At 63.1% G+C, this 25001-nt stretch carries 20 protein-coding genes and 1 pseudogene; 12 read left to right on the top strand and 9 right to left on the bottom strand.

The features are described 5' to 3' along the window. Positions 1-150: 150 nt before the first annotated feature. Positions 151-1143 (bottom strand): GntR family transcriptional regulator, encoded by a 993-nt coding sequence (locus BMY98_RS01735; RefSeq protein ID WP_425438839.1) that lies wholly within the window; start codon positions 1141-1143, stop codon positions 151-153. Positions 1144-1484: 341 nt separating this feature from the next. Here BMY98_RS01735 and BMY98_RS01730 point away from each other — a divergent pair, with 341 nt between their 5' ends. From BMY98_RS01730 to BMY98_RS01690, 9 genes are all read left to right on the top strand, one after another. Next, the gene (locus BMY98_RS01730) at positions 1485-2870 is read left to right on the top strand and encodes an amidase (protein ID WP_074883764.1); all 1386 of its coding nucleotides are present in this window, start codon (positions 1485-1487) and stop codon (positions 2868-2870) included. Positions 2871-2896: 26 nt separating this feature from the next. After that, complete coding sequence (locus tag BMY98_RS01725) at positions 2897-3778, top strand: polysaccharide deacetylase family protein (protein ID WP_074883761.1); 882 nt, start codon at positions 2897-2899, stop codon at positions 3776-3778. Positions 3779-3805: 27 nt separating this feature from the next. Beyond that, entirely contained in the window at positions 3806-5146 is a 1341-nt protein-coding gene (locus tag BMY98_RS01720; RefSeq protein WP_074883759.1) for an MFS transporter, read from the top strand. A 10-nt stretch (positions 5147-5156) separates the two neighbouring features. Further along, positions 5157-5918: an SDR family NAD(P)-dependent oxidoreductase gene (locus BMY98_RS01715; protein ID WP_074883756.1), complete on the top strand. Its 762-nt coding sequence runs from the start codon at positions 5157-5159 to the stop codon at positions 5916-5918. A 60-nt stretch (positions 5919-5978) separates the two neighbouring features. Beyond that, the gene (locus BMY98_RS01710) at positions 5979-6725 is read left to right on the top strand and encodes an SDR family NAD(P)-dependent oxidoreductase (RefSeq protein WP_074883753.1); all 747 of its coding nucleotides are present in this window, start codon (positions 5979-5981) and stop codon (positions 6723-6725) included. A gap of 64 nt (positions 6726-6789) precedes the next feature. Then, positions 6790-7089 carry a hypothetical protein gene (locus tag BMY98_RS01705; protein ID WP_065989066.1) on the top strand — a complete coding sequence of 100 codons (300 nt, stop codon included), beginning with the start codon at positions 6790-6792 and terminating at the stop codon, positions 7087-7089. Further along, on the top strand, positions 7086-8090 hold the full coding sequence (locus BMY98_RS01700) for a CobW family GTP-binding protein (protein WP_074883749.1): 1005 nt from the start codon (positions 7086-7088) through the stop codon (positions 8088-8090). The genes BMY98_RS01705 and BMY98_RS01700 overlap by 4 nt, the downstream gene beginning before the upstream one ends. After that, complete coding sequence (locus tag BMY98_RS01695) at positions 8087-9280, top strand: ABC transporter substrate-binding protein (RefSeq protein WP_074883746.1); 1194 nt, start codon at positions 8087-8089, stop codon at positions 9278-9280. Before BMY98_RS01700 ends, BMY98_RS01695 begins: the two co-directional genes overlap by 4 nt. 172 nt (positions 9281-9452) lie before the next feature. Then, entirely contained in the window at positions 9453-14678 is a 5226-nt protein-coding gene (locus BMY98_RS01690) for a DUF4011 domain-containing protein (RefSeq protein ID WP_139214419.1), read from the top strand. A 31-nt stretch (positions 14679-14709) separates the two neighbouring features. Here the strand turns inward: BMY98_RS01690 and BMY98_RS01685 are convergent, their stop codons facing one another. Continuing rightward, entirely contained in the window at positions 14710-17313 is a 2604-nt protein-coding gene (locus BMY98_RS01685) for a hybrid sensor histidine kinase/response regulator (protein ID WP_074883743.1), read from the bottom strand. 48 nt (positions 17314-17361) lie between these two features. Here BMY98_RS01685 and copM point away from each other — a divergent pair, with 48 nt between their 5' ends. Continuing rightward, positions 17362-17991, top strand: a complete 630-nt coding sequence (gene copM, locus BMY98_RS27530; RefSeq protein WP_245760004.1) for a CopM family metallochaperone — start codon at positions 17362-17364, stop codon at positions 17989-17991. 87 nt (positions 17992-18078) lie between these two features. On the opposite strand, the gene BMY98_RS01675 is transcribed toward copM, so the two are convergent. The 5 genes and pseudogenes from BMY98_RS01675 to BMY98_RS01655 form a co-directional block, all read right to left on the bottom strand. Beyond that, positions 18079-18513, bottom strand: coding sequence for a GNAT family acetyltransferase (locus tag BMY98_RS01675; protein ID WP_074883736.1), 435 nt, complete (start codon positions 18511-18513; stop codon positions 18079-18081). A 60-nt stretch (positions 18514-18573) separates the two neighbouring features. Continuing rightward, a complete protein-coding gene (locus BMY98_RS01670; protein WP_245760003.1) occupies positions 18574-19245 on the bottom strand; it encodes a LysE family translocator in 672 nt (223 codons plus the stop codon). A 148-nt stretch (positions 19246-19393) separates the two neighbouring features. Continuing rightward, entirely contained in the window at positions 19394-20056 is a 663-nt protein-coding gene (locus tag BMY98_RS01665; protein WP_245760002.1) for a DUF1203 domain-containing protein, read from the bottom strand. Continuing rightward, positions 20025-20153 (bottom strand): annotated as a pseudogene (locus tag BMY98_RS27525) (NADP oxidoreductase); the annotation flags it as partial. The gene BMY98_RS01665 and the pseudogene BMY98_RS27525, both read right to left, overlap by 32 nt. A 217-nt stretch (positions 20154-20370) precedes the next feature. Then, the gene (locus BMY98_RS01655) at positions 20371-21012 is read right to left on the bottom strand and encodes a TetR/AcrR family transcriptional regulator (protein ID WP_074883730.1); all 642 of its coding nucleotides are present in this window, start codon (positions 21010-21012) and stop codon (positions 20371-20373) included. Between the two features lie 111 nt (positions 21013-21123). On the opposite strand from BMY98_RS01655, the gene BMY98_RS01650 reads away from it, so the two are divergent. After that, positions 21124-22326, top strand: a complete 1203-nt coding sequence (locus tag BMY98_RS01650) for an MFS transporter (protein ID WP_083398687.1) — start codon at positions 21124-21126, stop codon at positions 22324-22326. A 246-nt stretch (positions 22327-22572) separates the two neighbouring features. Here BMY98_RS01650 and BMY98_RS01645 read toward each other — a convergent pair whose 3' ends face one another. Both BMY98_RS01645 and BMY98_RS01640 read right to left on the bottom strand, forming a co-directional pair. Beyond that, positions 22573-23751, bottom strand: a complete 1179-nt coding sequence (locus BMY98_RS01645) for an MFS transporter (RefSeq protein WP_074883724.1) — start codon at positions 23749-23751, stop codon at positions 22573-22575. 104 nt (positions 23752-23855) lie between these two features. Beyond that, positions 23856-24410, bottom strand: coding sequence for a GNAT family N-acetyltransferase (locus tag BMY98_RS01640; RefSeq protein ID WP_074883721.1), 555 nt, complete (start codon positions 24408-24410; stop codon positions 23856-23858). Positions 24411-24647: 237 nt separating this feature from the next. Here BMY98_RS01640 and BMY98_RS01635 point away from each other — a divergent pair, with 237 nt between their 5' ends. Then, a complete protein-coding gene (locus BMY98_RS01635; RefSeq protein WP_074883890.1) occupies positions 24648-24977 on the top strand; it encodes a DHCW motif cupin fold protein in 330 nt (109 codons plus the stop codon). Positions 24978-25001: the final 24 nt, after the last annotated feature.

Genomic DNA, 25001 nt, shown 5'->3' with positions numbered 1-25001 from the left:
TTTAGCGGGACCGGCTTCAACCGGGAAGAGGCCAGTGTGATCACCATCGATTTCGCAGCGTGCCCACTGACGCCTTCCCGGCTAAAGCCGGTCCCGCTGAGAGCAGCGTTATGCCTGCATCTCCCAGGCTATAACCGTTCCCAGTGAGCGTCAGCTGAGTCGGGTCAGGTATTCCGGGACGGGCTGTTCGGGCAGTACGGACAGGACTTTCAGCCGCTGCAGCATCCGCTGGCTGGCGCGGTTTAGGTGTTCCTTGAGGTTCAGCGCTGCGGCGTCGAAGGCGCCGTGCAGCAGGAGTTCCAGGATCAAACGATGTTCGGCCAGCATCGCGTCGTCGGGCCCGATGCCCAGCAGGCTGTAGAAAATCCGGCTGATGATCATGGGGCTCTGGCCCTGGCGGATCAACGTCGCGATCTTGCGGTTGGTGATGCCGGCCAGGCAGTGGTGATGCAGGTCCTCCTCCAGTCGCTCGATGTCCGCCAGGCTGCACTGAGCGCTGTTCTGCGCGGCTTCCACTCGCGCGAGCATGGCCACAAGGTCGTCCCGGCCCAGGCCCGGCGCGGTCTGGCGCAGCGCTTCAGGCTCGAGGCAGGCCCGCAGCTCGTAATCTTCGGTCACTTCCCGCGCGGTGAGGGGCCCGGCCAGCCACTGCGAGTAGGGCTCTTTCTCCACCAGCCCCCGATCACGCAGCCGCATCAGCGCCTCGCGCACAACGGCCCGGCTCACGCCATAGTGTTCGGCGGCGATTTGCTCGTCGAGCCGATAATGACCGAACGCGATACAGGTCGATAACGCCGCGCCGATTTCATCGTAAATCCGTTCCCCCAGCGGGCGCGTGTCCACCAGCTCTTCACTGCTATCGAGGCCCAGCTGATGATGGGTCAAGGCCAGGCGCACCGGCTGCACCTCGGCGCCCTCGGGGTTGACCAGATAACCGCGTCCGTTGAATCGGCTGATCAGGCCTTCTTCATGGAGCAGATCCAGCGCCCGGCGCACTGGCACCCGACTGGTGCCGAACAGCTCTGCCAGCGGCGCTTCGAGCAGCACCAATCCTTCAACCACGTCACCGTTGACGATGGCATCGCGCAGGACCTGCCGGATCGTGGCGTAGCGGGACGCAGTGCGGGGATCCTCGGTGGACATCGATTTCATACACTTCTCGGAAGGCGGGCGGCGATTCTCGCACAAGACAGGTTGTCACTGCGGGTCACGTCAGAACGCACGGTATTGGAGCCGTTGTTACTTTTCTGCACTAAAACGTACCTTTGCGTAAATATCCATCCTTAACAGCCTCCACTTCAGCACGGTCGAGCAGCCGCACATTCGGTGGGTCGGTAAAACCCGGCAACGTATCTAGCCCGGCCATCTTGGCCCGGCGTCTCGCGCATCCACCGCTCCATGAATAAGCCCGTGCCGACTCTGGCACGCTTTCTGCCTTTGCTAAACGTACATTCTCCGAATATGTACATTAAAGGGTAGATGAAATGTCCGACGCTCGCTTCCCGGATCCGTTACTCGCCGACGCACTGGCCATGGCACAAGATTTCGCCAGTGGACGCAGCGACCCGGTGCAGGCTCTGGACGCTGTACTGGCGAAGGCGGCCGCAGTCGATGACGTGTTCATCTCTTTCTCTACTCAACGGGCACGCCGCGAAGCTCAAGCCGCGGCGGCGCGGTGGACGGCGGGGCAACCGGCGAGCGCGCTGGACGGCGTGCCAATCGCCTGGAAAGACCTGTTTGATCTGGCCGGCAGCCCGACCACCGCAGGCGCTGCGGTGCGCCGTGAGTGCGCGCCAGCCCTGCTGGATGCGCAGATTGTCGGCCTGCTGTCACGGGCCGGGATGGTCAGCGTCGGCAAAACCAACCTCAGTGAGTTCGCCTACTCCGGCCTGGGGCTGAATCCCCATTTCGGCACGCCGCACAATCCACTCGGGCATGACCAGCCGCGCATTCCCGGCGGCTCTTCGTCAGGCTCGGCGGTCTCGGTGTCAGCGGGCATCGTCCCCATCGCCTTGGGCACCGACACCGCCGGCTCGATCCGCATTCCGGCGGCCTTCAACGGCCTGGTGGGTTTTCGCAGCAGCTGCCGGCGCTACAGCCGCGACGGCGTCTTCCCCCTCGCGCACACCCTCGACAGCCTCGGCCCGCTGACCCGCAGCGTGCGCGATGCCGTGGCCATTGACGACATCCTGCGGGGTCGCACAAAGCCGCCCGCTCTGCTGCCGCGCCCGTTGGCCGGTCAGCGGTTCCGGGTCGATCAGGCGGTCCTTGAGGACGACCGCGTCGAGCCGGCCGTGCGCGACAACCTGCTGCGTTGTGTGAGTGCGATGCAGGCCCACGGCGCCCTTATCGACGTGCGCCCGTCGCCTGCCTTTCAGACCACGCTCGACCTGATCCAGCAACAGGGATGGCTCGGCTCGGCGGAAGCGTTCGCCCTGCATCAAGCCTTGCTCGACAGCGACGCGGCCGCGCAACTCGACCCTCGGGTACGACGTCGTCTTGAAGCGGCGCGGGCGTTCCCGGCCAGCCAGTTGATCAACCTGTACAGCGCCCGCGAGCGCCTTCAGCAACAGATGGGCGACGAGCTCGATGGCGCGTTTCTGATTACCCCGAGCGTGGCCCACGTGGCACCGCCGCTGGCGCCGTTGTTGAGTGACGATGACCTGTTCATACGCACCAACCTGGCCACGCTGCGCCTGACCATGCCGGGCAGTTTGCTGGACATGCCGGGCGTGTCGCTGCCAAGCGGCTGTGACGCCCTGGGCCTGCCAACCGGTGTGTTGATCAGCGCGCCGTGTGGCGAAGACTCACGTTTATTGCGCGCTGCGCTGGCCGTTGAAGCCGCGGTGCGCACCTTCCCAAACGAATGATCCGATAACTCCGCTGGAGAACGATGATGGCTAAAGAAATTCTGTGCGCCTTCGGTGTCGACGTAGACGCCGTGGCAGGCTGGTTGGGTTCATACGGTGGCGAGGATTCACCTGACGATATTTCCCGGGGCCTGTTCGCGGGCGAAATCGGGGCGCCGCGCCTGCTCAAGCTGTTCGAGCGCTACGGCCTGCGCACCACCTGGTTCGTGCCCGGTCACTCGATGGAGACGTTTCCCGAGCAGATGAAGGCCGTGTTCGACGCCGGTCACGAGATCGGGGTGCACGGCTACAGCCACGAAAACCCCATCGCCATGACCCCCGAGCAGGAAGAAATCGTCCTCGACAAGTCCATCGAGCTGATCACCCGGATGACCGGCAAACGCCCGACCGGCTACGTCGCACCTTGGTGGGAGTTCAGCAAGGTCACCAACGAGTTGCTGCTCAAGAAGGGCATCAAGTACGACCACAGCCTGATGCACAACGACTTCCATCCTTACTACGTGCGCGTGGGGGACAGCTGGACCAAGATCGATTACACCCAGCACCCCGACACCTGGATGAAACCGCTGGTGCGGGGGCAGGAAACCGATCTGGTGGAAATTCCGGCCAACTGGTACCTCGATGACCTGCCGCCGATGATGTTCATCAAAAAGGCGCCCAACAGCCACGGCTTCGTCAACCCGCGTCATCTGGAAGAGATGTGGCGCGATCAGTTCGACTGGGTCTACCGCGAGCACGAGCACGCCGTGTTCACCATGACCATCCATCCGGACGTCTCCGGTCGCCCGCAAGTACTGCTGATGCTGGAGCGATTGATCGAGCACATCCAGAGCCACGCCGGCGTCAAGTTCGTCACGTTCGACGAAATCGCCGATGACTTCGTCCGCCGTAATCCTCGCCACAGCTGATTGCCCCTTCATTCCGAGGCGTGACCCATGTCCATTTATAACAAGCTTGATCTGACCGGCTGGAAACCCCAGCAACTGACTTCCGAACAAGTGCGCTACGCCACCTGGATCGCGTTCTTCGCGTGGGTCTTCGCGGTGTACGACTTCATCCTGTTCGGCACCTTGCTGCCGGAAATCGGCCGGCACTTTCAGTGGGGCGAAGCGGAACAGGCGGAAATCGCCACCTGGGCCGCGGTGGGTACGGCGGTCATCGCGCTGGCCATCGGGCCGCTGGTGGATCGCCTCGGTCGACGCATGGGCATCATTTTTACGGTCACCGGTTCCGCGATCTGCTCGGCGCTGACGGCGCTGGGCGGATCATGGGGCAAGTCGCCGCTGATCCTGATCCGCTCCCTGAGCGGGCTGGGCTACGCCGAAGAAACCGTTAACGCCACTTACCTCAGCGAAATCTATGCGGCCTCCGAAGATCCGCGCCTGGCAAAGCGTCGTGGCTTCATCTACAGCCTGGTGCAGGGCGGCTGGCCGGTCGGCGCGCTGATCGCCGCCGGACTGACCGCGGTGCTGCTGCCGATCATCGGCTGGCAGGGCTGCTTCGTGTTTGCCGCGATCCCGGCGCTGGTGATTGCGTTCATGGCGCGCAAGCTCAAGGAGAGCCCGCAGTTTCAGATTCACCAGCGCATCACCCAGTTGCGCAAGGCCGGCGACGCTGAACAGGCCAAACAGGTGGCGATGACCTACGGGGTGGATTACGAAGAACATCGCACGGCCGGCTTCGGTGCAGCGTTCCGGGGCACCTCGCGACGCGCCACCCTGGTGATAGGCGCAGCGATCCTGCTCAACTGGGCGGCGATTCAGGTGTTCAGCGTGCTGGGCACGTCCGTGATCGTCAGCGTGCACCACCTCTCGTTCGAGAACTCGCTGATTATTCTGGTGCTGTCTAACCTGGTGGGCTACTGCGGTTACCTGAGCCACGGCTGGATGGGCGACAAGATCGGTCGACGCAACGTCATCGGCCTGGGCTGGATGCTCGGCGGCCTGTCCTTCGCCGGCATGCTGTTCGCCCCCAGCAACATGCCTACGGTGGTCGGCCTGTACAGCCTGGGGCTGTTCTTCCTGATCGGTCCGTATTCCGCCGCCCTGTTTTTCATCAGCGAGAGCTTCCCGACCAGCATCCGCGCCACCGGCGGCGCGATCATCCACGCGATGGGCCCGCTCGGCGCGGTGGTCGCAGGGTTTGGTGCGACATCGGTGCTGAGCGCCGGGGGCGACTGGCAGACCTCGGCGCTGTATTTCGGTGCCGTGCCGTGCTTTTTGTCCGGGGTATTGATGTTTGCCGCCCGCCACGTGCGGCCTGAAACCGTCCAATAAGGAACTGAACATGACTCGCAGAGTAGCGTTGATTACCGGGGCCGCCAGCGGGATCGGCCAGGCCTTGGCGGTGGCGTTCGCGCACAAGGGCGTTGCGGTGGTGGGCGGCTATTACCCGGCCGACCCCCATGACCCCGAGATCACGGCGCGGTTGGTCGCCGACGCCGGCGGCGAATGCCTGATGGCCGAGCTAGACGTTACTCAGACCGCCTCGGTGGACGCACTGGCCGAGCAGGCGATCAGCCGCTTTGGCCGGATCGATTACGCGGTCGCCAATGCCGGCCTGCTGCGCCGCGCGCCGTTGCTGGAGATGACCGACGAACGCTGGAACGAGATGCTCGATGTCGATCTCACCGGTGTGATGCGCACTTTTCGCGCGGCGGCCCGGCACATGGGCGAGGGCGGCTCCATGGTGGCGATTTCGTCGATTGCCGGGGGCGTCTATGGCTGGCAGGACCACTCGCACTACGCCGCTGCCAAAGCCGGTGTGCCAGGGTTGTGCCGCTCGCTGGCGGTGGAACTGGCGCCCCGGGGGATTCGCTGCAACGCGGTGATTCCGGGTTTGATCGAGACACCGCAATCGCTGGACAGCAAGAACTCGCTCGGGCCGGAGGGCCTCGCCAAAGCGGCCCATGCCATCCCGTTGGGCCGTGTCGGTCGGGCCGATGAGGTCGCGTCCCTGGTGCGATTCCTGTGCAGCGACGAATCCAGTTATCTCACCGGACAAAGCATCGTCATCGATGGCGGCCTGACCGTGCGTTGGCCGGAGTAAGGCGCAACGCCGATCCGCTATTGATTACGCCACAAGCCGCAGACTGAAAGAGGAAACACCATGCAACTGGTCAACAAACGCGCGGTGATTACCGGCGCAGGCAGCGGCATCGGCGCCGCCATTGCGCGGGCCTATGCCGAGCAGGGCGCGCGGCTGGTCCTGGCCGATCGCGACGCCGTTACCCTGGCCAACACCGCCCAGCACTGCCGCGAACTGGGCGTCGAAGTGGTCGAAAGCGTGGCCGATGTCGGCACGGTCGAGGGCGCGCAGGCCGGGGTCGATGCCTGCGTTCAGCACTTTGGCGGCATCGATATTCTGGTCAACAACGCCGGCATGCTGACCCAGGCCCGCTGTGTCGATCTGACCCTGGAGATGTGGAACGACATGCTGCGCGTCGACCTGACCAGCGTGTTCATCGCCAGTCAGCGCGCCTTGCCGCACATGCTTGCGCAGCGCTGGGGACGCATCATCAACGTCGCGTCGCAGTTGGGCATCAAGGGCGGCGCCGAGCTGACCCATTACGCGGCGGCCAAGGCCGGAGTGATCGGCTTTACGAAATCCCTCGCCCTGGAAGTGGCCAAGGACAACGTGCTGGTCAACGCCATTGCGCCGGGGCCGATCGAAACGCCGCTGGTGGCCGGGATCAGCAGCGCGTGGAAGACCGCCAAAGCGGCGGAGCTGCCCCTGGGCCGCTTTGGTCTGGCGCAAGAAGTGGCGCCCGTCGCCGTGCTGCTGGCCAGCGAGCCCGGCGGCAATCTGTTCGTCGGCCAGACCCTGGGGCCCAATTCCGGCGATGTGATGCCTTGATGCCCAAGCACAAAGAACATAGCCGCGAATAGCTCATCACCCAATAAAGCAGGAGCGAATGACCATGTGTGGACTCTGCGGCTTGCTGGGCGAAGACGTGCACTGGAGCGATCCGCTGGGTGACGAACTGCCCCGGCGCCGCGAACGCCTGCGCCGGATTGCTGCCATCAACAAGGTGGTGGCGCCGTTTCGTTTGAAGGTCGAAGACTTCCAGGGCGTCTCCTACCTGCTGCTCGGCGCCACTGGCAAGCAGGAACTGGCGAGCGGTCTCGACCAACTCTGGCAACGGGCCGAGCAGTTGATCGGGCGTCCGCTGGACCCCCTCGATGAACGACTGCTGGACCACCTGGAGCAGCACCCATGAGCATCGCGCTGAATGTCATCACCGGCTTTCTCGGCAGCGGCAAGACCACCTTGCTCAAGCGCCTGCTGCAGGGCGAAACCCTCGGCGACACGGCGCTGCTGATCAATGAATTCGGCGACGTCGGCATCGATCACCTGCTGGTGGAAGAGGTCGCGCCGGACACCATCCTGCTACCCAGCGGCTGCGTCTGTTGCTCGATTCGCGGCGAATTGCGCGACGCGTTGAGCGATTTGCTCCAGCGCCGCGCCCGAGGCGAAGTGCCGGCCTTCCGACGCATCCTGCTGGAGACCACTGGCCTGGCCGATCCTGCGCCCATTCTGGCGACCATCAACAATGATCCTCATCTGCGGGGCCGGGTGCATATCGGGTTGGTCGTCACCGTGGTCGATGCCAGCCATGCCGCGCTGCAGGAGCGCCTGCACCCGGAATGGATGGCCCAGGTCGCCGCCGCCGACCGGCTGCTGATCAGCAAGACCGACCTCGCCGATGAAGATGCACTGCGCACGCTGCAACTGCGTCTGCACTCGATCAATCCTGCGCCGGTGCTGACCACGGATTCCATTCAGAGCGGCGATCAACTGTTGCTCGGTGACGGGCTGCACAGCAGTGATCCCGCCCAGGAGGTCGCGCGCTGGCAATTGATGGGCGTGCGCTCGACGCCCGCGCGCCACGGTGAAGCGCAGGTTTGCTGCCTGACCTTTGAACGCCCGCTGGACTGGGTCGCTTTCGGGGTCTGGCTGTCCATGCTGCTAAGATGCCACGGCGAACGAATCCTGCGCGTCAAAGGACTGCTCAACGTGAACAACAGCCACGCCCCCGTCGTCATTCATGGCGTGCAGCATTGCCTGCACGCGCCGGTGCACCTGCCGCAATGGCCCGGCGGCGACCATCGTTCGCGGCTGGTGTTTATCGTGCGCGGGCTGGACACCGCGCTGCTGCGCCGCTCGTTCGAGGTGTTCAGCGAGCGCCTGGCGCCGGCACCCCGGGAAGCGCTGGCATGACGGTGACGCTAAGGGTGCTGGGCACTTCGGTGACGCTGCTTGAATCCCTGCGGGTTCGCGCCGAAGAAGACCTGGGCATCAAGCTGGTCTATCAGGTGCACGACGTGCAGACCGCCCAGCGCATCGCGGTCATGCAGCCCGACAGTTACGATCTCTATGACCAGTGGTTCCACAACGTCGATTTCGTCTGGCCCGCCCGCGCCATTCAACCCATCGACACGCGCCGTGTCGCCCTGTGGCACGAAATCAACGACCTGCCCAAACGCGGCAGGCTGTCGGCCAGTGACCGGCTCGGCAGCGGCAGCGTGCCCAGCGAGCGTCTGTTTGTGCAGCACGACGGCAGCCTTGGCAGCGCGGTGAGCGAACGAATCAGCATGTTGCCACTGACCCACAACGCCGACAGCTTCGCCTATCGCCCCGAGCGCCTACCCGCCGGCTTCAGTTCGGCGGACGAGAGCTGGGGCTGGCTGGTCGATCCGGCCTGGTGCGGGCGGGTGGCATTGCAAAGTGACGCGGCAATTGGTGCCCTGGACGCCGCGCTCGCTGTGCAAGGCGCGGGGCTGGCGCAGTTCCGCGACATTGGCAACCTGAGCATCGAAGAGATCGACGTGCTGGCCAACATCCTCGTACGCAAGCAGGGGCAGGGCATGTTCGGCGCGTTCTGGTCTGACGATGAAGAAGCGGCGGAGCTGATGCTGCACCCGACGATCGACATCCAGAGCTTGTGGTCGCCGACTCTGGTGCGCCTGCATCGCGCCGGCGTGAAATACCGCGTTGCCGTTCCGCGTGAGGGCTATCGCGGCTGGTTCGGCGGCTTGTCCCTGTCACGCCACGCCAAGGGCGCGGTACTCGATGCGGCCTACGCGTATTTGAACTGGTGGCTGTCCGGCTGGCCCGGGGCAGTCATGGCCCGCCAGGGCTATTACATCGGCAATCCGGCCCGCAGCCGCGAACACCTGAGTGCGGCCGAGTGGGATTACTGGTACGCCGGGTTGCCCGCCCGTGAACAACTGATGGGCAGCGACGGCTTGCCGCTGATCGACATTGGCGAGGTGCGCGATGGCGGCTCCTACGAGCAGCGCATGGGCCACATCGCGGTGTGGAATGCCGTCATGGATGAACACAACTACCTGGTGCGCCGCTGGGGGGACATCTCCCGTGCAGGGGGAAAAGGCACTCGCAGGCAGTGAGGCGCTTGCGCAGGCTGTCAGTGGGGGGACCGCTGCGCTGGCGTCCCTGCAAAGTGCCCGGCTGGCTGATTGACCGATAAACACATTCACATCCATCGATTACTCATGGACTATAGGCGCCATTTGGCGGCCTCTACAGGAGGCCCGCGCTCGTAGCTTCAGGATCCCGTGAATGAACATCAAGATTGAAGCGCTGATCGCCCGCAAGATCGGCTTCGCCTCCCACCAGAATGCCGTTCCCCTCGTGCGTGAATTGAGCCTCTGGAACCAGGAAGAAACCACCCTCGAAAACCTGGTACTGACCTTAAGCACCGACCCGGACTTCGTTGAAAGCCGAAGCTGGAACATTGACCGTATCCATCCCGGTGATCGCCTCAGCATTTCTGACCGCGACATCAAGCTGAACGCCGGTTACCTGTCCGGCCTGACGGAAAGCCTCAACGCCGACGTGGTGATGCGCGTGTCCCAAGGCGAGACGCTGCTTGTCGAACAGCGTTTCCCCACCGAATTGCTCGCCCGCACCGAATGGGGCGGGTTGAGCGCGATGCCGGAACTGCTCGCCGCGTTCTGCATGCCCAACGACCCTGCGGTGGACCGGGTGCTCAAAGCCGCCTCGCAGGTCTTGCGCCGTGCCGGCAAGAAAGACGGCATCGACGGCTACGAAAGCAAATCCCGCACCCGCACCTGGGAACTGGCCTCTGCCATCTGGTCGGGGGTGTGCAGCTTCCAGCTGAGCTATGCGTTGCCGCCCGCCAGTTTCGAGCAGCAGGGCCAGAAAATCCGACCGCCGAGTGTGGTGCTGGAAAACGGTGTGGCGACGTGCCTCGACACCGCGTTGCTATTCGCGGCCGCGCTGGAGCAGGCCGGGTTGAATGCGCTGTTGGTCATGACCAAGGGGCACGCGTTCGCCGGCGTCTGGTTGCAGCCGCAGGAATTTTCCCAGTTGCTCACCGATGAAGCGTCGGCCGTGCGCAAGCGTCTCGATTTGAAAGAAATGCTGGTGTTCGAGACGACCCTCGCGACCCAGGCGCCTGCGCCGAGTTTTTCCCGGGCGGTGGCCGCCGCCGAACGTGAGCTGGACGATGAGCAGTTCATCATGGCCATCGACGTGCATCGCGCCCGGATGCAGAAGATTCGCCCGATGGCGCTGGTGTCAGCCGTCCCGGTCGATGGCGCCGACGATGCACCGCCGGTGATTGAGGGGCTGGAAGAAGCGCCGTCGCTGCCGGGGTTCGATGTCGAGATCAACGAAGACGACTCGGGCCCGGCCGGAAAACTCACCCTGTGGCAACGCAAACTGCTCGATTTGACCACCCGCAATCGTCTGCTGCATCTGCCGGACAGCGCCAAAGGTGTTCGCCTGCTGTGCCCCGACCCTGCGGCCCTTGAAGACCTGCTCTCCAGCGGCCAGCGCATCCGCGTGGTGGCCGTCCCCGATTTGAAAAGCAGCGGCCGTGATGAGGCCTTGTATGAACAGCAGAACAACGAAAGCCTGGTCGACGAAGTGGCCCGTCAGGCCCTGGCACGTGGCGAAGTCCTGGCCAGTCTGGAGAAGGTCAAGCTGGAAGCCACGCTGATCGACCTGTTCCGCAAGGCTCGCAGCGATCTGGAGGAGGGCGGTGCCAACACACTGTTCCTGGCGATCGGCTTCCTGAAGTGGAAGAAAAGCGCCGACGACCCGAAAACCTATTCCGCCCCGCTGATTTTGTTGCCGGTGAAACTCGAGCGTAAAAGCGCCTTGTCCGGGGTCACCTTGAGCCTGCTAGATGAAGAGCCGCGTTTCAACCTGACCTTGCTTGAGCTGCTGCGCCATGATTTCGAGCTGGTGATTCCCGGCCTTGACGGTGAGCTGCCCGGCGATGAAAGCGGCATCGATGTGGCCGGCATCTGGGACAGGGTACGGCGGGCGGTGCGCGATGTACCCGGGTTCGAGGTGAGCACCGAGCTGGTGCTGGGCACGTTTTCGTTTGCCAAATACCTGATGTGGAAAGACCTGAATGCCAACGCGGCCCAGCTGCTGCAAAGCCCCTTGGTTCAGCATCTGCTGGACCCTGACGCAGCGGGTGAGGGTTTTTCCGGTTCCGCCGACTTCCCCCGACCCGAGCGTCTGGATGCGACCGTCACGCCGGCTCAGCTGTTCGCACCTTTGCCGGCCGATTCTTCGCAATTGGCAGCGGTCGTGGCCTCGGCCAACACCCACAGCTTCGTCATGGACGGCCCGCCCGGCACAGGCAAATCGCAGACCATCGCCAACATGATTGCCCACAACCTGGCCCTCGGTCGCCGCGTGCTGTTCGTGGCAGAGAAACGCGCGGCCCTGGACGTGGTGTTTCGTCGCCTGGCCGAACAGGGCCTCGGCGAGTTCTGCCTGGAGCTGCATTCCAGCAAGACCTCGAAGGTCGAAGTGCTCAAGCAACTGGACCGCGCCTGGGACGTGAGTGAGGCACTGAGCGCCGAGGAATGGGAGCGTGAAGCCGCGCGATTGCAGACCCTGCGTTCACGGCTCAATCAACTGGTCGAGGTGCTGCACCGACGCTGGGATAACGGCCTGACCCTGCACCAGTCGATCGGTCGGGTGGTTCGCGACCACAGCCCGCAGACGCCAAGGCTGGGCTGGGAAACGGGCACCGAACACGATGGGGCCGAGTACGCCGGGTTGCTGGATCTCGCCCGGCGTCTGGGCCTCAATGGCATTGCCGCCCGCGACCTGTCAGGAAACTTCGGCGCCCTGGCGCAGACCCAATGGTCGAACGCCTGGCAGGCACAGATCGCCGGTGCCGCACGAGAAGTGCCCCAGGCGCTCGATGATTTGAATGCCGCCAGCGAACGGCTGCTGGCACTGACCCACGTGCCGCTGCCTGTGGCGGAAGTGAAAGAGGTCCGGCAGCTGCATGATCTCGCGGCACTGATTCTTGAATCCCATGGCCTGAACCTGTCGTTTGCCTTTGCACCCGATGCTGCCGCGCGCATCGAAGCGGCCCGGCGCAGTTGCCAGTTGCTCGAGAGCTATCGGGAGCTTGAAGAAACCCTGTCACTGGATTACGCCGATGAAGCGTGCCGTCGTGTGCCGGTCGCGCAAATGCGCAATGAGTGGCACGAAGCCGAGGGCAAGTTCTGGTTCCTGGGTACACTGGCCCAGAAAAAGGTGGCGAAGAAACTCGCCTCGCTCGGTGGCGCGGCGGGCCTGCCGGACACCGTCGGCGACCTCGCTATTTTTGAACGCCTGCACGCCCAGCTGCTGGAAATGGACGCGTTGGCCAGCGACATGCAATCGATCCCCGGCTGGCAAGGCCTGAAGAGCGACCCGGTGCGCACGCTGCAGGCGGTGACCCTGGCCGAGCATTTGCGCAAAACGCTGATCGGGTTGGCCGAATCGCCCGAGCACCTGGTTGCCTTGCGCGGCGCCGTTGCGCGTCTGGTGATCGAGGCGAACGATATGCTGGCGCCGAATGGCCAACTCGCTACCGTCGTATCGACCTTGCAGCAGGCGTTGTCCCGCGCCGAGGCGGCCGTGCGCGTGTTCGCCGGGCTGGCGTGTACAAGCACTGACATGTCCCTGAGCGTGGCGACGCTTCGGGAGACGTCACTGTCCATCCAGCAGCAGGAAGAGCAGCTCAAGGCATGGTGCGACTGGTGCCGGGTGCGCGAACAGGCGTCCGAGGCCGGCCTGGCCACTCTGGCCCGGGCACTGGAAACCGGCAGCCTGTTGCCGTCTGCCACCGAGGAGACCTTCGTCACGGCCTATGCCCACTGGTTCGCGACCCAGGGCATCGATGGCGAACCGTTGCTGCGCAATTTCGTGGCCGCCGAGCACATGAGTGACATCGGCACCTTCGTGCGTCTGGACGACGAACTGGCGAAACTGACCGTGCGCTATATCCGGGCCAAACTCTGCGGCTTGATCCCGTCCAAGAACGACATCCCCAAGAGCAGCGGCTTTGCCATTCTCAAACACGAGCTGCAGAAATCGCGCCGGCACAAACCGGTCCGCCAGCTGGCGATCGAGATGGGCGATGCGCTGAATTGCCTGGCGCCGTGCATGCTCATGAGCCCGTTGTCGATTGCGCAGTTCCTGCCCGCCGATCAGCCGCCGTTCGACCTGGTGATCTTCGACGAGGCGTCGCAAATCGCGCCGTGGGACGCCATCGGTTCGATTGCCCGGGGCAGGCAGGTAATCATCGCCGGTGACCCTCGGCAGATGCCGCCGACCAACTTCTTCAGCCGTGGCCCGAATGCCGGTGACGACGACACCGCCGAAGACATGGAAAGCATCCTCGACGAATGCCTGGGGGCAGGGGTGCCGAGCCACAGCCTGAGCTGGCACTACCGCAGTCGCCATGAAAGCCTGATTGCCTTCTCCAATCACCGTTACTACGACAGCAACCTGATCACTTTCCCGGCCGCGGAGACCCGCGCCAGCGCGGTTGAGTGGCGCAAGGTCGAGGGCGTGTACGCCAAAGGCAAGGGGCGCTACAACCAGGCCGAAGCGCAAGCCATCGTCGATGAAACCGTCAAGCGCCTCACCGACCCTGCGTTTGTGGCGGCGGGGTATTCCATCGGCATCATCACCCTCAACTCGGATCAGCAAAAACTGATCAACGACCTGCTGGACGCGGCCCGCAAGCAATACCCGCAGATCGAGCCGTTCTTCCAGGACACCCAGACCGAGCCGGTGGTGGTCAAGAATCTGGAAACGGTCCAGGGCGACGAGCGAGACCTGATCATGCTCGGCACTGGTTATGGCCCCACCGAACCCGGTGCGCCGGTGATGTCGATGAACTTCGGGCCGCTCAACAAAGACGGCGGCTGGCGTCGGCTCAACGTCGCCATCACCCGGTCTCGCCGGGAAATGCTGGTGTTCACCTCGTTCGATCCGTCGATGATCGACCTCAACCGCACCAACGCGCGCGCCGTGCGGGATTTGAAGCACTTCATCGAGTTCGCTCAGCGTGGGCCGAAAGCGCTGGCCGAGGCGGTACAAGGGTCTGTAGGCGGTTACGACTCGCCGTTCGAGGAGGCCGTCGCCCAGGGGCTGAGGCGTCTGGGCTGGCAGGTGGTTCCGCAGATCGGCGTGTCACGTTTCCGCATCGATCTGGGCATCGTTCACCCTGACCGTCCGGGCGATTACCTGGCGGGTGTCGAGTGCGACGGTGCCACGTATCACAGCGCTGCCACTGCCCGAGACCGGGATAAAGTGCGCGGGGCGATTCTCAGTGGTCTGGGCTGGAATCTGCTGAGGCTGTGGTCCACCGACTGGTGGGTGGATAAACAGGGGGCGTTGCAAAAACTGCACGTCGCGCTGAACGACCTGCTGGATCAATCACGAATGGGCGGCCCTGACGAACGGGTCGATGAAGCCGTCGCCGCGCCGGCAGTGGCTGATAAGGACCCCGTTTAAGGCGCCTGATCAGCCAATGCCGGCGTGGGGATCAGATCGGCGTGTTCATCAGTTCACGCACGCGAGCGGCCAGTGTTTCAATGGCAAAGGGCTTGGTCAGCACATGCATGCCAGGCTCAAGCTGGTTGGCGCCGATGGCCGCGCTCTCCGCGTAGCCGGTGATGAACAGCGTTTTGAGTCCCGGACGCAGCTCGCGCGCGGCGTCCGCCATCTGGCGGCCGTTCATGCCACCGGGCAAGCCCACATCGGTGACAAGCATGTCGACGCGGACGTCCGAGCGCAGCAGCGTCAGTCCGCTGGCACTGTCCGCCGCCTCCATGACGGAGTAGCCCAGCTCGCCCAGTACCTCTGTCACCAGCATGCGCACCGTGGGTTCATCATCCACAACAAGGATCGTTTCACCAATGCCTGCAGTTTGCGCGGCAGCATCAGGTAAGTGCGCTTCATTGGAGCCGGGATGCCCGTGGTGGCGGGGCAGGTAGATGGACAGCGTGGTCCCTTGTCCGACCACAGAGGCGATGCGAACCTGCCCCCCGGATTGCTGGGCGAAACCGTAAATCATCGAGAGGCCCAGGCCGGTGCCCTGGCCGATGGGTTTGGTGGTGAAGAAAGGATCGAATGCCTTCGCCACGACGTTGGCCGGCATGCCGGTGCCGGTGTCGGTGACGCTGAGGGTCAGGTACTCGCCCTCGGGGACCTCAAGCGCCGCCGCTTCCGCGGTTCCCACGACTTTCCAACGGGTCTCGATGGTAATGCTGCCGCCGTCCTGCATGGCGTCTCGCGAGTTGATGCACAGATTCAGCAGCGCATTCTCCAGCTGGCTCGCATCGACCAGTGCGACGCAGCTGTCCGGCGAACCAACGGTCTGCACGGTAATGCTCGGGCCCACAGTGCGCTGGATCAGCTCGGTCATGCCCTCGACCAGGCTGTTGATTTCGGTGGGCCGAGGGTCGAGTGTTTGTCGGCGGGAGAACGCCAGCAACCGGTGGGTCAAGGAGGCAGCCCGTTTGGTGGCGCCTTGTGCTGTCGTCAGGTATCGGTCGACGTCCGTCAGACGGCCCTGGGCAAACCTGGCACTCAACAACTCCAGCGAACCGGAAATGCCCGCCAGCAAGTTATTGAAGTCATGGGCAAGCCCGCCCGTGAGTTGACCCACGGCTTCCATCTTTTGCGACTGGCGCAGCTTCTCTTCGGCCTGCATCAATGCTGCGGTGCGTTCAGCCACGCGCTGTTCGAGCGTCTCATTGAGCGCCCTCAGTGCGGCGGTCGCGAGGTCGCGCTGGGCTTCGACCGAACGTCGCTCCTCCACATCAATCAGGACGCCCGGAAAACTCAAGGGCATGCCTTCGTCGCTGAATTCAACCCTGCCGTTGGCCTCAATCCAGTAGTACTTGCCGTCAGCCCGACGGACGCGATACTGGTGGGCATAGGCACCGCCGCGACCCAGCGCTTCGTTGATCGCTGTCATGAGCCCCGCCCGGTCTTCGGGATGGACGGTTGCCACCACCTGCTCCAGGCTAAGCCCTTCGTGGCCCAGCATAGGATCGAGTCCAAACGCCCGGGCGAAGGCTTCGTCCACGGTGAAACTGTCGCTGGGCAAATCCCAATGCCAAGTCCCGAAAATGGCCCCGGCGGCGAGGGCCAGCTGCACACGCTCAACGTTCGCCCGTGCGACGGCTTCGCTCTGACGCAGGCGCTCCTCGGCATCACGACGCCCCGTCACGTCGTTGAAGATGATCGCAATCTGACATTCGTCAGGATCGCCGACGGGCACGGCCCGCACGTCAAACCAGCGCTGAAAGGCTTTGGCGTAGCTTTCGAATGTGGCCGGCACGCGGGTCTTGGCCACCCGGCCGTAGGTGTCGAACCAGAATTGCTCCAGATCCGGGGCAAACTCCCTGACCCATTTGCCCCGCAGGTTGACGCCAGCTTCACGTTCAAATGCCGGGTTGGCTTCAACAAATCGATAGTCGACCGGGTAGTCATTGGCATCGAACTTGACCTGAACGATGGCGAAGGCCGCGTCGACTGTTTCCAGAATCGTCCTGAAACGCTCCTCGCTTTGACGCAGTGCGGCCTCGGTGTCGCGAATCGGCGTGAGATCCAGCATCGCGCCAATCATGCGCACGGCGTCGCCTTGGGCGTCGCGGATAACGTGCCCACGGTCGAGTACCTGAGCGTATGTGCCGTCGGCCCGGCGAAATCGGTACTCGTCGCTCCAGCCGGTCTGCCTGCCGTCTATCACGTCATGGATCGAGTTGACGATGCGCTGCCTGTCATCGGGGTGAATCTGTGCCATCCACCATTCGCCGGTCATTTCGACCGTGGCGAGCGGATGCCCGTAGACCCGCTCCAGCGCGTCGTTCCACAGGACGTGGTTTTCTTTGAGGTCCCAGTCCCAGATCGCATCGTTGGTGGCTTTGACCGCGAGGCGGTAGCGAGTCTGAGCGTCTTCGATCGCCTGCTCGGCCACCTCTTCGGCGGCGCGCTCAACCGTATTGTCGAGCGAGCCCGCGATAGCGTTCTGCCGTATGCCGGTGCAAAGGCTTTCCAGCCTCAGGGCTTCACTTGTCTTCAATGCCGACCGCAACTGCACGACTTCAGCCTCAAGGGCTTCCCGGGTCAAATGCTTCAAGTGTCCACCTGTAAACGTAACGTTATGACCTGAGGTCGGAGGTGCGCCATGCGCCTTCCGGAACTGCGCCAGCCGACGGGTCCAGCAATATCGGCGGGCAGCGTTTTACGCTGCATGCTGGCAGAATGCAATTCGGCTTCCAGAAAGGACTCGGGCAGCGAGATAAAGGTTCCGGCACCGGGAATGATTTGCCAGGCCCGCAAGGGGGCGCTTGTTCAGTGGGGTTGGCTTTTTGACCGGTTCTGCTGCAATGGCCTGCTCAACGTGCTTGACCTTGCCGCAGTGGAAAGGTCTAGCGTAACGGCTTCGTCTTTACCCTCATCCAGGATGCCCGTCATGAAAAAGATTGCCGCCGTTGTCAGCGTCATTGCTCTGCTTGCCGTCACAGCCGTCAAGGCCGACCAGACGGAGGACGTCAAACAGATGCATGAGGCCTACCAGCAATCAATGGGCGCCATGAAAGACGACATGCATCACGGCATGATGAGCGACGATCCAGACGTTGCCTTCGCCGCGGGCATGCTGCCTCACCACGAAGGGGCGGTGGAGATGGCGAAGATTGAGCTCAAGTACGGCAAGGATCCGGAGATGCTGGAACTGGCGCGCAAGATCGTTGCGGCCCAGGCGGCGGAAATCGCGCAGATGAAGGCCTGGCTGAAAGCGCATCCGGCCAAGTAAAGCGGCAAAACCCTGCGCCCCTGGTCTGGGGCGCTGATGTCCGCCCATGCGGCGTGGCAGGGCAACGCAGGCGCTGCTGCGTGCGCATCAATTCGTGATGTTCGATTCGATTTTCTTGCCCATGCTGATGCGCGGTTCGGTTGCGTACCCCATAGACTCATAGAACGCCTGGACGCTGGCATTGGTGGTGACGATCTGCAGGTTGATTTTCATGCACCCCCGCAAAGTCAGGGCGTGCTCGGCATGACGAACCAACTGCACGCCCACGCCTTTTCTGCGATGTGAGGGGTGCACCGCGACCGCATAAAGCCAACCACGATGGCCGTCGTACCCGGCCAGAACAGTACCCACCACCTCATCGTCCGTCAGGGCAACAAAGAAGAGACCGTCCGCCACGGCCAGCTTTTTGTCGATGGCGAGGCCGGGCGTGTTATGGGCGGTTTCGTATCCGAATACGGCGTCCCAGAGTTCGATCACGGCGGGGCGATGAAGCGTGTCGGAGTAGTCGGTAATGGCAGCCATGGTCAGGCTCCTTATTCAGCGGTAGTGGGCGAAGGGATTTTCTGCGCTGACACTCGCGACTTATCGTCCCGAGACCAGTGCCAGCCGACAGGCCAGCCCCAAAAAAACCGCACCCAGCACCTGATTCAGGCGCTTGGCGATACGGACATTGGTCGCCAGCTTGTGCCCGATTCGACTGGCCAGGAGGATGACTGCGCCGTTCACCAGTAAACCGATGACATTCAAAACCGTGGCGAATATCAGCATCTGCACGACCAGCGAGGCTTTCGTTGGATCAACGAACTGCGGAAATAACGCCAAGACGAACAGTGCCATTTTCGGGTTGAGCAGATTGGTCACCACTCCCTGCCGAAAGATACTCAGAAGCGGCGTGGGTGCAAGGTCGGCATCTGCATACAGCGGCGACGGGGCGCTGAACGCTTTCCAGGCGAGAAAAACCAGATAGGCAGCCCCCGCGAACCGCACCGCGTCGTAGGCAGCGGGCACATTGATCAACAATTGAGAGAGTCCGAGTGCGGCAGCCAGCGCGTGACAATAGGTGCCCACCTGAATGCCCGCCAGTGAAACGAAGCCTGACGCTCTGCCCTGGCTCATGCTCCGCGATGCAATCAACAACATGTCCGGGCCCGGTGTCAGCGTGAGCGCAACGCAGGCGCCAGCGAAAAGCAGCAGTATCGAGATATCAATCATCACGTCCCTTTCCGAGGTTATGTAAACGGCGAGTGCAGGCACGCATGTTACCGGACGGTGGCGCTTCTCTGGAGGGCTTTGCGGGATGACGCCCTTCAGTGGCGCCACGACCCATGGGGCAATTCCACGTGCTTTTCAGTCTGGGCGATCGCCCCGTGATGAGGAGCGTTGAGGGCAGAATTGGATGCTGCTAAGCCCGATCAATCCGCCCGGCGTAGCAACCCTGTTTCGCATTGTGGGCGTGGATGTAGTTGACGGCAGGGTTGGCAAACATCCGCATGATGACTGACTCCAGCGCGGTCCCTTGCGCGACATCCGCGTCGATCATCATCCCGTCTTCGCTAAAGGCACGCAGTGACAGCAGGCGACTGCGCATTGACTCGGGAATCTGATCCACCGCGTCATAAGCCTGTGTCGCACCCTCTCTGACAAAAATGGCGTGGGAGGCGCGATAGGGCGTGTTCGCGGGCTGGTGGACGTGATTGAGTAAAAGCACGCACTGACCTACCTCTGCGTCCTTCATCTCAATGCGATCAGGAAAACCGGGTTGGGCGTCGACGGTGTAGCGCTTGATCCCACGCGCTGCCAGTTCTTCGTCAGGCAATCCATAGAAGGCTTGAAAAGGTGTGGGGCAAAGTCCTGATATGCGAAAGGCCATGGTGGGCTCCGAGGGGTATTGAGCCTTGATGCTAAGCGTGCTCGTGGTGCGTTCACGTTCTGATTCTTGCGGTTGAAACGGCAGGAAATAAAGGGATGCCGGACCCCGCGAGTCACCATGTTCATCGAAGCTGGCGCGCGCCATCTTCGATGAACACCGCCATTCAGTGGCGCCACGACCCATGGGGTAATTCAATGCGCCTTTCTGCCTTGGCCAGCGCGACCTCCAGCGCCTCCTTGTTCAGCGGAATGCAGTACGCCGGCTTGGCGCGTTCAAATCGCCAGCTTTCATCACGGCGGCGGAATGCGGCTTTTACGCCGCAGCAGCGGAGCGCCTGGCTGTCGCCGCAGAGGGTCGCCAAGCATGTCTCTGCCCTTGAGCATGGACTCGGCGCGCCCTCTACACCGACACCCGGCGCCGAACGGCCAAACTGCGCCGATTCTTTAATGCGGCACTGGTGCGTTTTGGTTGAGCCGTAGTGGGCGGGCACACTCAGGGATTGCCAGGGATCAAATCGCAGCGGGATCTTTCATCGGCGTGTCGACGCGCAGCCCGTCCCACACGCCCATCACGTGAGTAATTGCAGCGTCCAGCGTTTCACACGTCGACCCGTCGCGCGCCAGTACCGACATGCCTAGCATGAAGCTGTCGAACACCGTGGCCAGCGCGACCGGCGCTACCGTTTTGGGCAGTTCTCCCGCTGCGATGGCCCGTTCGATGCACGCGACAATGGCAGCACGGTTCAAGGCTCGCGCATCCGCCAGCGGCTGGGAAATGGTTTTGCTTTCTTCGGTAGATGCGCTCAGAAAACCCAGTGACACCAGGCAGCCCTTGGGGTGACCCGCCTCGCACTGCATTTTTGCCGAGCACCGCAGCGTGCGCTCTATCGCTTCCCTGGGGGCGAGGGCGGTATCGAAGAGGCTGTCGGTCACACGGCCATGGGTGTTCAGGTAGCGCTCCATGACTTCATTGAACAGCGCCTGTTTTGAGCCAAACGCTGCATAGAAGCTCGGCGCGGTGATGCCGCCGCCGATGCTCGCCTTGAGCTGGCTGAGTGACGTCGCGTCGTAGCCATGCTCCCAAAACAGATGCAGTGCCTGAGTGATTGCCGCGTCACGGTCAAACGTGCGCGGTCGTCCCATCTGAGCCATATGGATCTCCTCTCATGTCATATAAATACTAGTCGATACATAAGTTGTTGACCACCCGGGCTTGGGTCTTTAGATTGCTACCGATCAGTATATTAGTCCGAGGATTGGATAATGACCCACGAAGGAAAGGCCACAAAGCTGCCATATGGAGCGCTGCTGGCGCTGGCAATGACCGGTTTCATCTGCATCGTCACGGAAACGCTGCCAGCCGGGCTGCTGCCTGAGATAGGCGACGGCCTGGGCATATCGGCGTCGCTGGCAGGCCAGATGGTGACGGTCTACGCACTAGGGTCGCTGCTGGCGGCCATTCCGCTGACCATTGCCACGCGCAGTTGGCGGCGCAGGACGGTGCTGCTGCTCACCGTCGTCGGGTTTCTGCTGTTCAACTCCATCACGGCGCTGTCTTCGGTTTACTGGCTGACCCTGATCGCACGCTTTTTCGCAGGGGTTTCAGCGGGACTGGCCTGGAGCCTCATCGGCGGCTACGCGCGGCGGATGGTCGAGCCGGCCTCACAGGGCCGCGCCATGGCGGTGGCGATGGTGGGGACGCCAGTCGCATTGTCACTGGGCGTGCCCCTTGGCACCTGGCTGGGCGGGGCGATCGGATGGCGGATGTCGTTTGCCGTGATGTCCGGATTGACGCTGGTGTTGATCGCCTGGGTGCTGATCAAAGTGCCGGATTATCCCGGTCAATCTTCCTCCCAGCGTATGGACCTGCGTCAGGTGCTATTCACGCCGGGCGTGCGTCCCGTTCTCGGCGTGGTGCTGACCTGGATGCTCGCCCACAACATCCTTTACACCTACGTCGCGCCCTTCGTTTCCCTCGCAGGGTTAGGTTCCCATGTCGATCTGGTGCTGCTGGTGTTCGGCATTGCTGCGCTGCTGGGGATCTGGCTCGGGGGGCGTCTGGTTGATCGTCATCTTCGCACCGCGGTGTTGCTGAGCCTCGCCACCTTCGCCGGGGTTTCGGTATTCTTCGGGATGTTCTCGGCCTCTGCCACGGCGATTTACCTCGGTGTCTTCGTCTGGGGCCTGACCTTCGGCGGCGCCGCCACACTGCTGCAAACGGCGCTGGCCGACGCCGCAGGTGAAGGCGCCGACGTGGCCCTGTCGATGAACGTAGTCGTCTGGAACAGCGCCATTGCTGGCGGCGGGCTTCTGGGTGGCGTGCTGCTTGATCACTGGGGCGCGCGCGCCTTTGCCTGGGTGATGGTGCTGGTGTTGTTGATCAGCCTGGCGATTGCGTTCCGTGCGCGAGTGAATGGGTTTGCGCAGGGTGAAAGGGTTGCCGGGGAGAGGGTCGTCGCTCATTGAGTCGGCGCCCATGGCAACCCTTGCGGTAGGCAGGCGGCAACGTGGGTGGCGAACGTCTGAACCGCCCGCGAAATGAGTCGCCGAGAAAACCGCATTGCTGGACGAGCGCATCAGGCAGATGCACGCGCTGCGCAATCTGTTGGCCGAGCGGGCCGGGCAGGTCTGTCCGCTGTTGCGCAATGGCGCCGCTGACGCGCCCTCAAGGACGCCTCACCTGGCAATGCCCGGACATCCGTAACGCCGCTTTCAGTCGCACAGCGCCTGGCTGCGACGCATCGCTATCGGCCGCACCAGGCTCAGCAATCCTGCCAGGGCCATGGCCGCACCGACCCAGAGCGGCGAGCGCAAACCCAGGCCTGCGTCGATCGTCACACCGCCCGCCCAACTGCCGAACGCCAGCCCGGCGGTGATCACCGAGGTGTGCATGATGTTCACCAGGGCACCGGGCTCGGCCGCTTTCATGACGCGCGCGACCATCGCAGGGTTCAGCGCGACGCCGGTCAGCCCGAGGGCGAGGAAGCACATCAGGTTGAGCCACAGATGATCCCCAGCCAGGGCAAAGCCCGACAATGCCAGCACCATGACTGCCAGACCCCAGCCGACGATCGCCATCATGTAGCGATCCGCCAGCCGGCCCACCACCCAGTTGCCCAGCACGTTCGCGACGCCATACAGCGCCAGCAGCGGCGCGACGAATTTCGGTGCGACCCCGACTTCCTGGATCAAAATGGGCGTGCAATAGCTGAATGCGGCAAACGTGGCGCCGATGATCAACCCGCTGGTGAGGTACGCCGCCCAGAGGGGCGGGTTCTTCATGTCGGTCAATTGTTGGCGCAGTGGCGGTTCACTGCCTTTGGCGCTCGCCGGCAGGCGCTTGCTCGCCAGCACCGTGCAAAGCATCGCCAGCACCACCACCAGCCAGGCGCTCGCACGCCAGCCGAAGTGTTGCTCGACCCAGGTGGTCAGCGGCACCCCTACGACGGGGGACAACATCAGCCCGGCGAGGACCACGGACACTGCGCGACCGCGACGTTCCGGAGTGACGAGGCCTGCGCACACCGTCATGCACAGACCGATGCAGACGGCACTGGCAATGCCCATGACCACGCGAGCGGCGGCAAGTACCAGATAGCTCTCAGCGGCCGCCGCAATTGCGCCGGCCACCACATAACAGACGAGCAGCGCGATCAAAGAGCGTTTGTTGCTGATGCCTCTGGACAGTAGCAATACGGTCACAAGCGGGCCGCCGATCGCCATGCCCAAGGCATAGAAGGCGATCAGGTTACCGACTTGTGCGAGGCTGACCGAGAACGCATCCGCCAGCGCGGGCATCATGCCGGCGACCATGAATTCGGCTGTCACCAGCGAGAAAATCGTCAGGCCCAGAAGGTAGACGGTGGAAGGGAGTTTGCTGCGGCTGGACATGGGGTTCCCGAGGGGTAAAGAAGGCCGGCTACCCTAGGGATTGAGACGGGGCAGGTCAACAGTCAATCGAGGCGCTGTCACTGGAAACAGTGGCTTTTGCATCATCACGAGGTCCGAGCTTGCATCGCCCGCCATTCAGCGCGCGTCAATTCCCAGAGCTCTTGAACCATCGCGCCAGACACAAAGTGGCCGTTGCGTCGCTCAATCATCCGCATGCCCTCGCGTTCGGAGATCTTTCTCGACGCCTCATTGCCGGCTGCTTTGGGGACCTGCATCACCGGTCGCTGCAGGGTTTCGAACCAAAAGGCGTTGATCGCTTCACACGCCTCCCGCATATAGCCATGACCTCGCCACGGCGGCGCCAGCCAGAAACCCCGGTGGTTCTCGGGCTGATCGTGCAGGCTGATGCAGCCGATCACCCGCACCGGTTCGGAGTTCAGGCGTATCGTCCAGTGCCATTCGCGATCCTCTGCCACGGCAGGAAGCGCGACGTCGCGGATGTAGGTCAGCGCGCCGTCGTCGGGGTAGGGCCATGGCACATGGCTGTCCAAATACCGGACCACATCCCACTGGGGAAACACCTGTTGAATCGCGGGCGCATCGGTTAGCTGCAGCGGGGCGAGTGTGAGTCGGGCAGTCTGGAGCGTGGGGCTGTCCATGCGGGTTCGTCCTTGGGAGCAATGCAGCGCTATTGATGCCATATACGAAGGACAGGGAACAAGTGTCCCGGGATGTGCCCTCGGACATTGTTGATTTTGGGTGGCGAATACTCGCTAATGCCGCACTGGCGAACCCGGCGTGGGTGCGGGCGTATGAGCGCAATCAAAGCGATCTGTATATGTTTGGCCCGGTCATGCATCGGTAGCATCGAACACCCTTTATTCGCCGAGGCCGCTATGAAACTCACCGCCATTCCATTTGGTACGACCGACTGGTCTAAACTCGAAGCCGTCTCACATCCGGGCGAGACCGGCACAGCGCTCTGGCGCACCTGCCAGTTTGGTGATGTCAGGGTGCGCAGGGTTGATTACAGTCCCGGCTACCTGGCTGACCATTGGTGCTGCAAGGGCCACATTCTTCTGTGCCTGGACGGTCAGCTCGACACCGAACTCGAGGATGGCCGGACATTCACCTTGACTCCGGGCATGAGCTACCAGGTGGCTGACAACGCGGAGGCGCATAGGTCGTCGAGCACTGTGGGCGCCAGGCTATTCATCGTGGATTAGTGCTGCGGGTGCTCGAGGCTGGAT

It is taken from the genome of Pseudomonas graminis, from assembly GCF_900111735.1.
Taxonomy (GTDB): Bacteria; Pseudomonadota; Gammaproteobacteria; order Pseudomonadales; family Pseudomonadaceae; genus Aquipseudomonas; species Aquipseudomonas graminis.
Note: the sequence above shows the minus strand (reverse complement) of the source record. Positions and strands in the feature narration are given on the sequence as shown.

Coding starts and splice junctions, on each gene's coding strand:
- BMY98_RS01735 (WP_425438839.1), bottom strand. CDS start 1,143: ATGTCCACCGAGGATCCCCGCACTGCGTCCCGCTACGCCACGATCCGG.
- BMY98_RS01730 (WP_074883764.1), top strand. CDS start 1,485: ATGTCCGACGCTCGCTTCCCGGATCCGTTACTCGCCGACGCACTGGCC.
- BMY98_RS01725 (WP_074883761.1), top strand. CDS start 2,897: ATGGCTAAAGAAATTCTGTGCGCCTTCGGTGTCGACGTAGACGCCGTG.
- BMY98_RS01720 (WP_074883759.1), top strand. CDS start 3,806: ATGTCCATTTATAACAAGCTTGATCTGACCGGCTGGAAACCCCAGCAA.
- BMY98_RS01715 (WP_074883756.1), top strand. CDS start 5,157: ATGACTCGCAGAGTAGCGTTGATTACCGGGGCCGCCAGCGGGATCGGC.
- BMY98_RS01710 (WP_074883753.1), top strand. CDS start 5,979: ATGCAACTGGTCAACAAACGCGCGGTGATTACCGGCGCAGGCAGCGGC.
- BMY98_RS01705 (WP_065989066.1), top strand. CDS start 6,790: ATGTGTGGACTCTGCGGCTTGCTGGGCGAAGACGTGCACTGGAGCGAT.
- BMY98_RS01700 (WP_074883749.1), top strand. CDS start 7,086: ATGAGCATCGCGCTGAATGTCATCACCGGCTTTCTCGGCAGCGGCAAG.
- BMY98_RS01695 (WP_074883746.1), top strand. CDS start 8,087: ATGACGGTGACGCTAAGGGTGCTGGGCACTTCGGTGACGCTGCTTGAA.
- BMY98_RS01690 (WP_139214419.1), top strand. CDS start 9,453: ATGAACATCAAGATTGAAGCGCTGATCGCCCGCAAGATCGGCTTCGCC.
- copM (WP_245760004.1), top strand. CDS start 17,362: ATGCGCCTTCCGGAACTGCGCCAGCCGACGGGTCCAGCAATATCGGCG.
- BMY98_RS01675 (WP_074883736.1), bottom strand. CDS start 18,513: ATGGCTGCCATTACCGACTACTCCGACACGCTTCATCGCCCCGCCGTG.
- BMY98_RS01655 (WP_074883730.1), bottom strand. CDS start 21,012: ATGGCTCAGATGGGACGACCGCGCACGTTTGACCGTGACGCGGCAATC.
- BMY98_RS01650 (WP_083398687.1), top strand. CDS start 21,124: ATGACCCACGAAGGAAAGGCCACAAAGCTGCCATATGGAGCGCTGCTG.
- BMY98_RS01645 (WP_074883724.1), bottom strand. CDS start 23,751: ATGTCCAGCCGCAGCAAACTCCCTTCCACCGTCTACCTTCTGGGCCTG.
- BMY98_RS01640 (WP_074883721.1), bottom strand. CDS start 24,410: ATGGACAGCCCCACGCTCCAGACTGCCCGACTCACACTCGCCCCGCTG.
- BMY98_RS01635 (WP_074883890.1), top strand. CDS start 24,648: ATGAAACTCACCGCCATTCCATTTGGTACGACCGACTGGTCTAAACTC.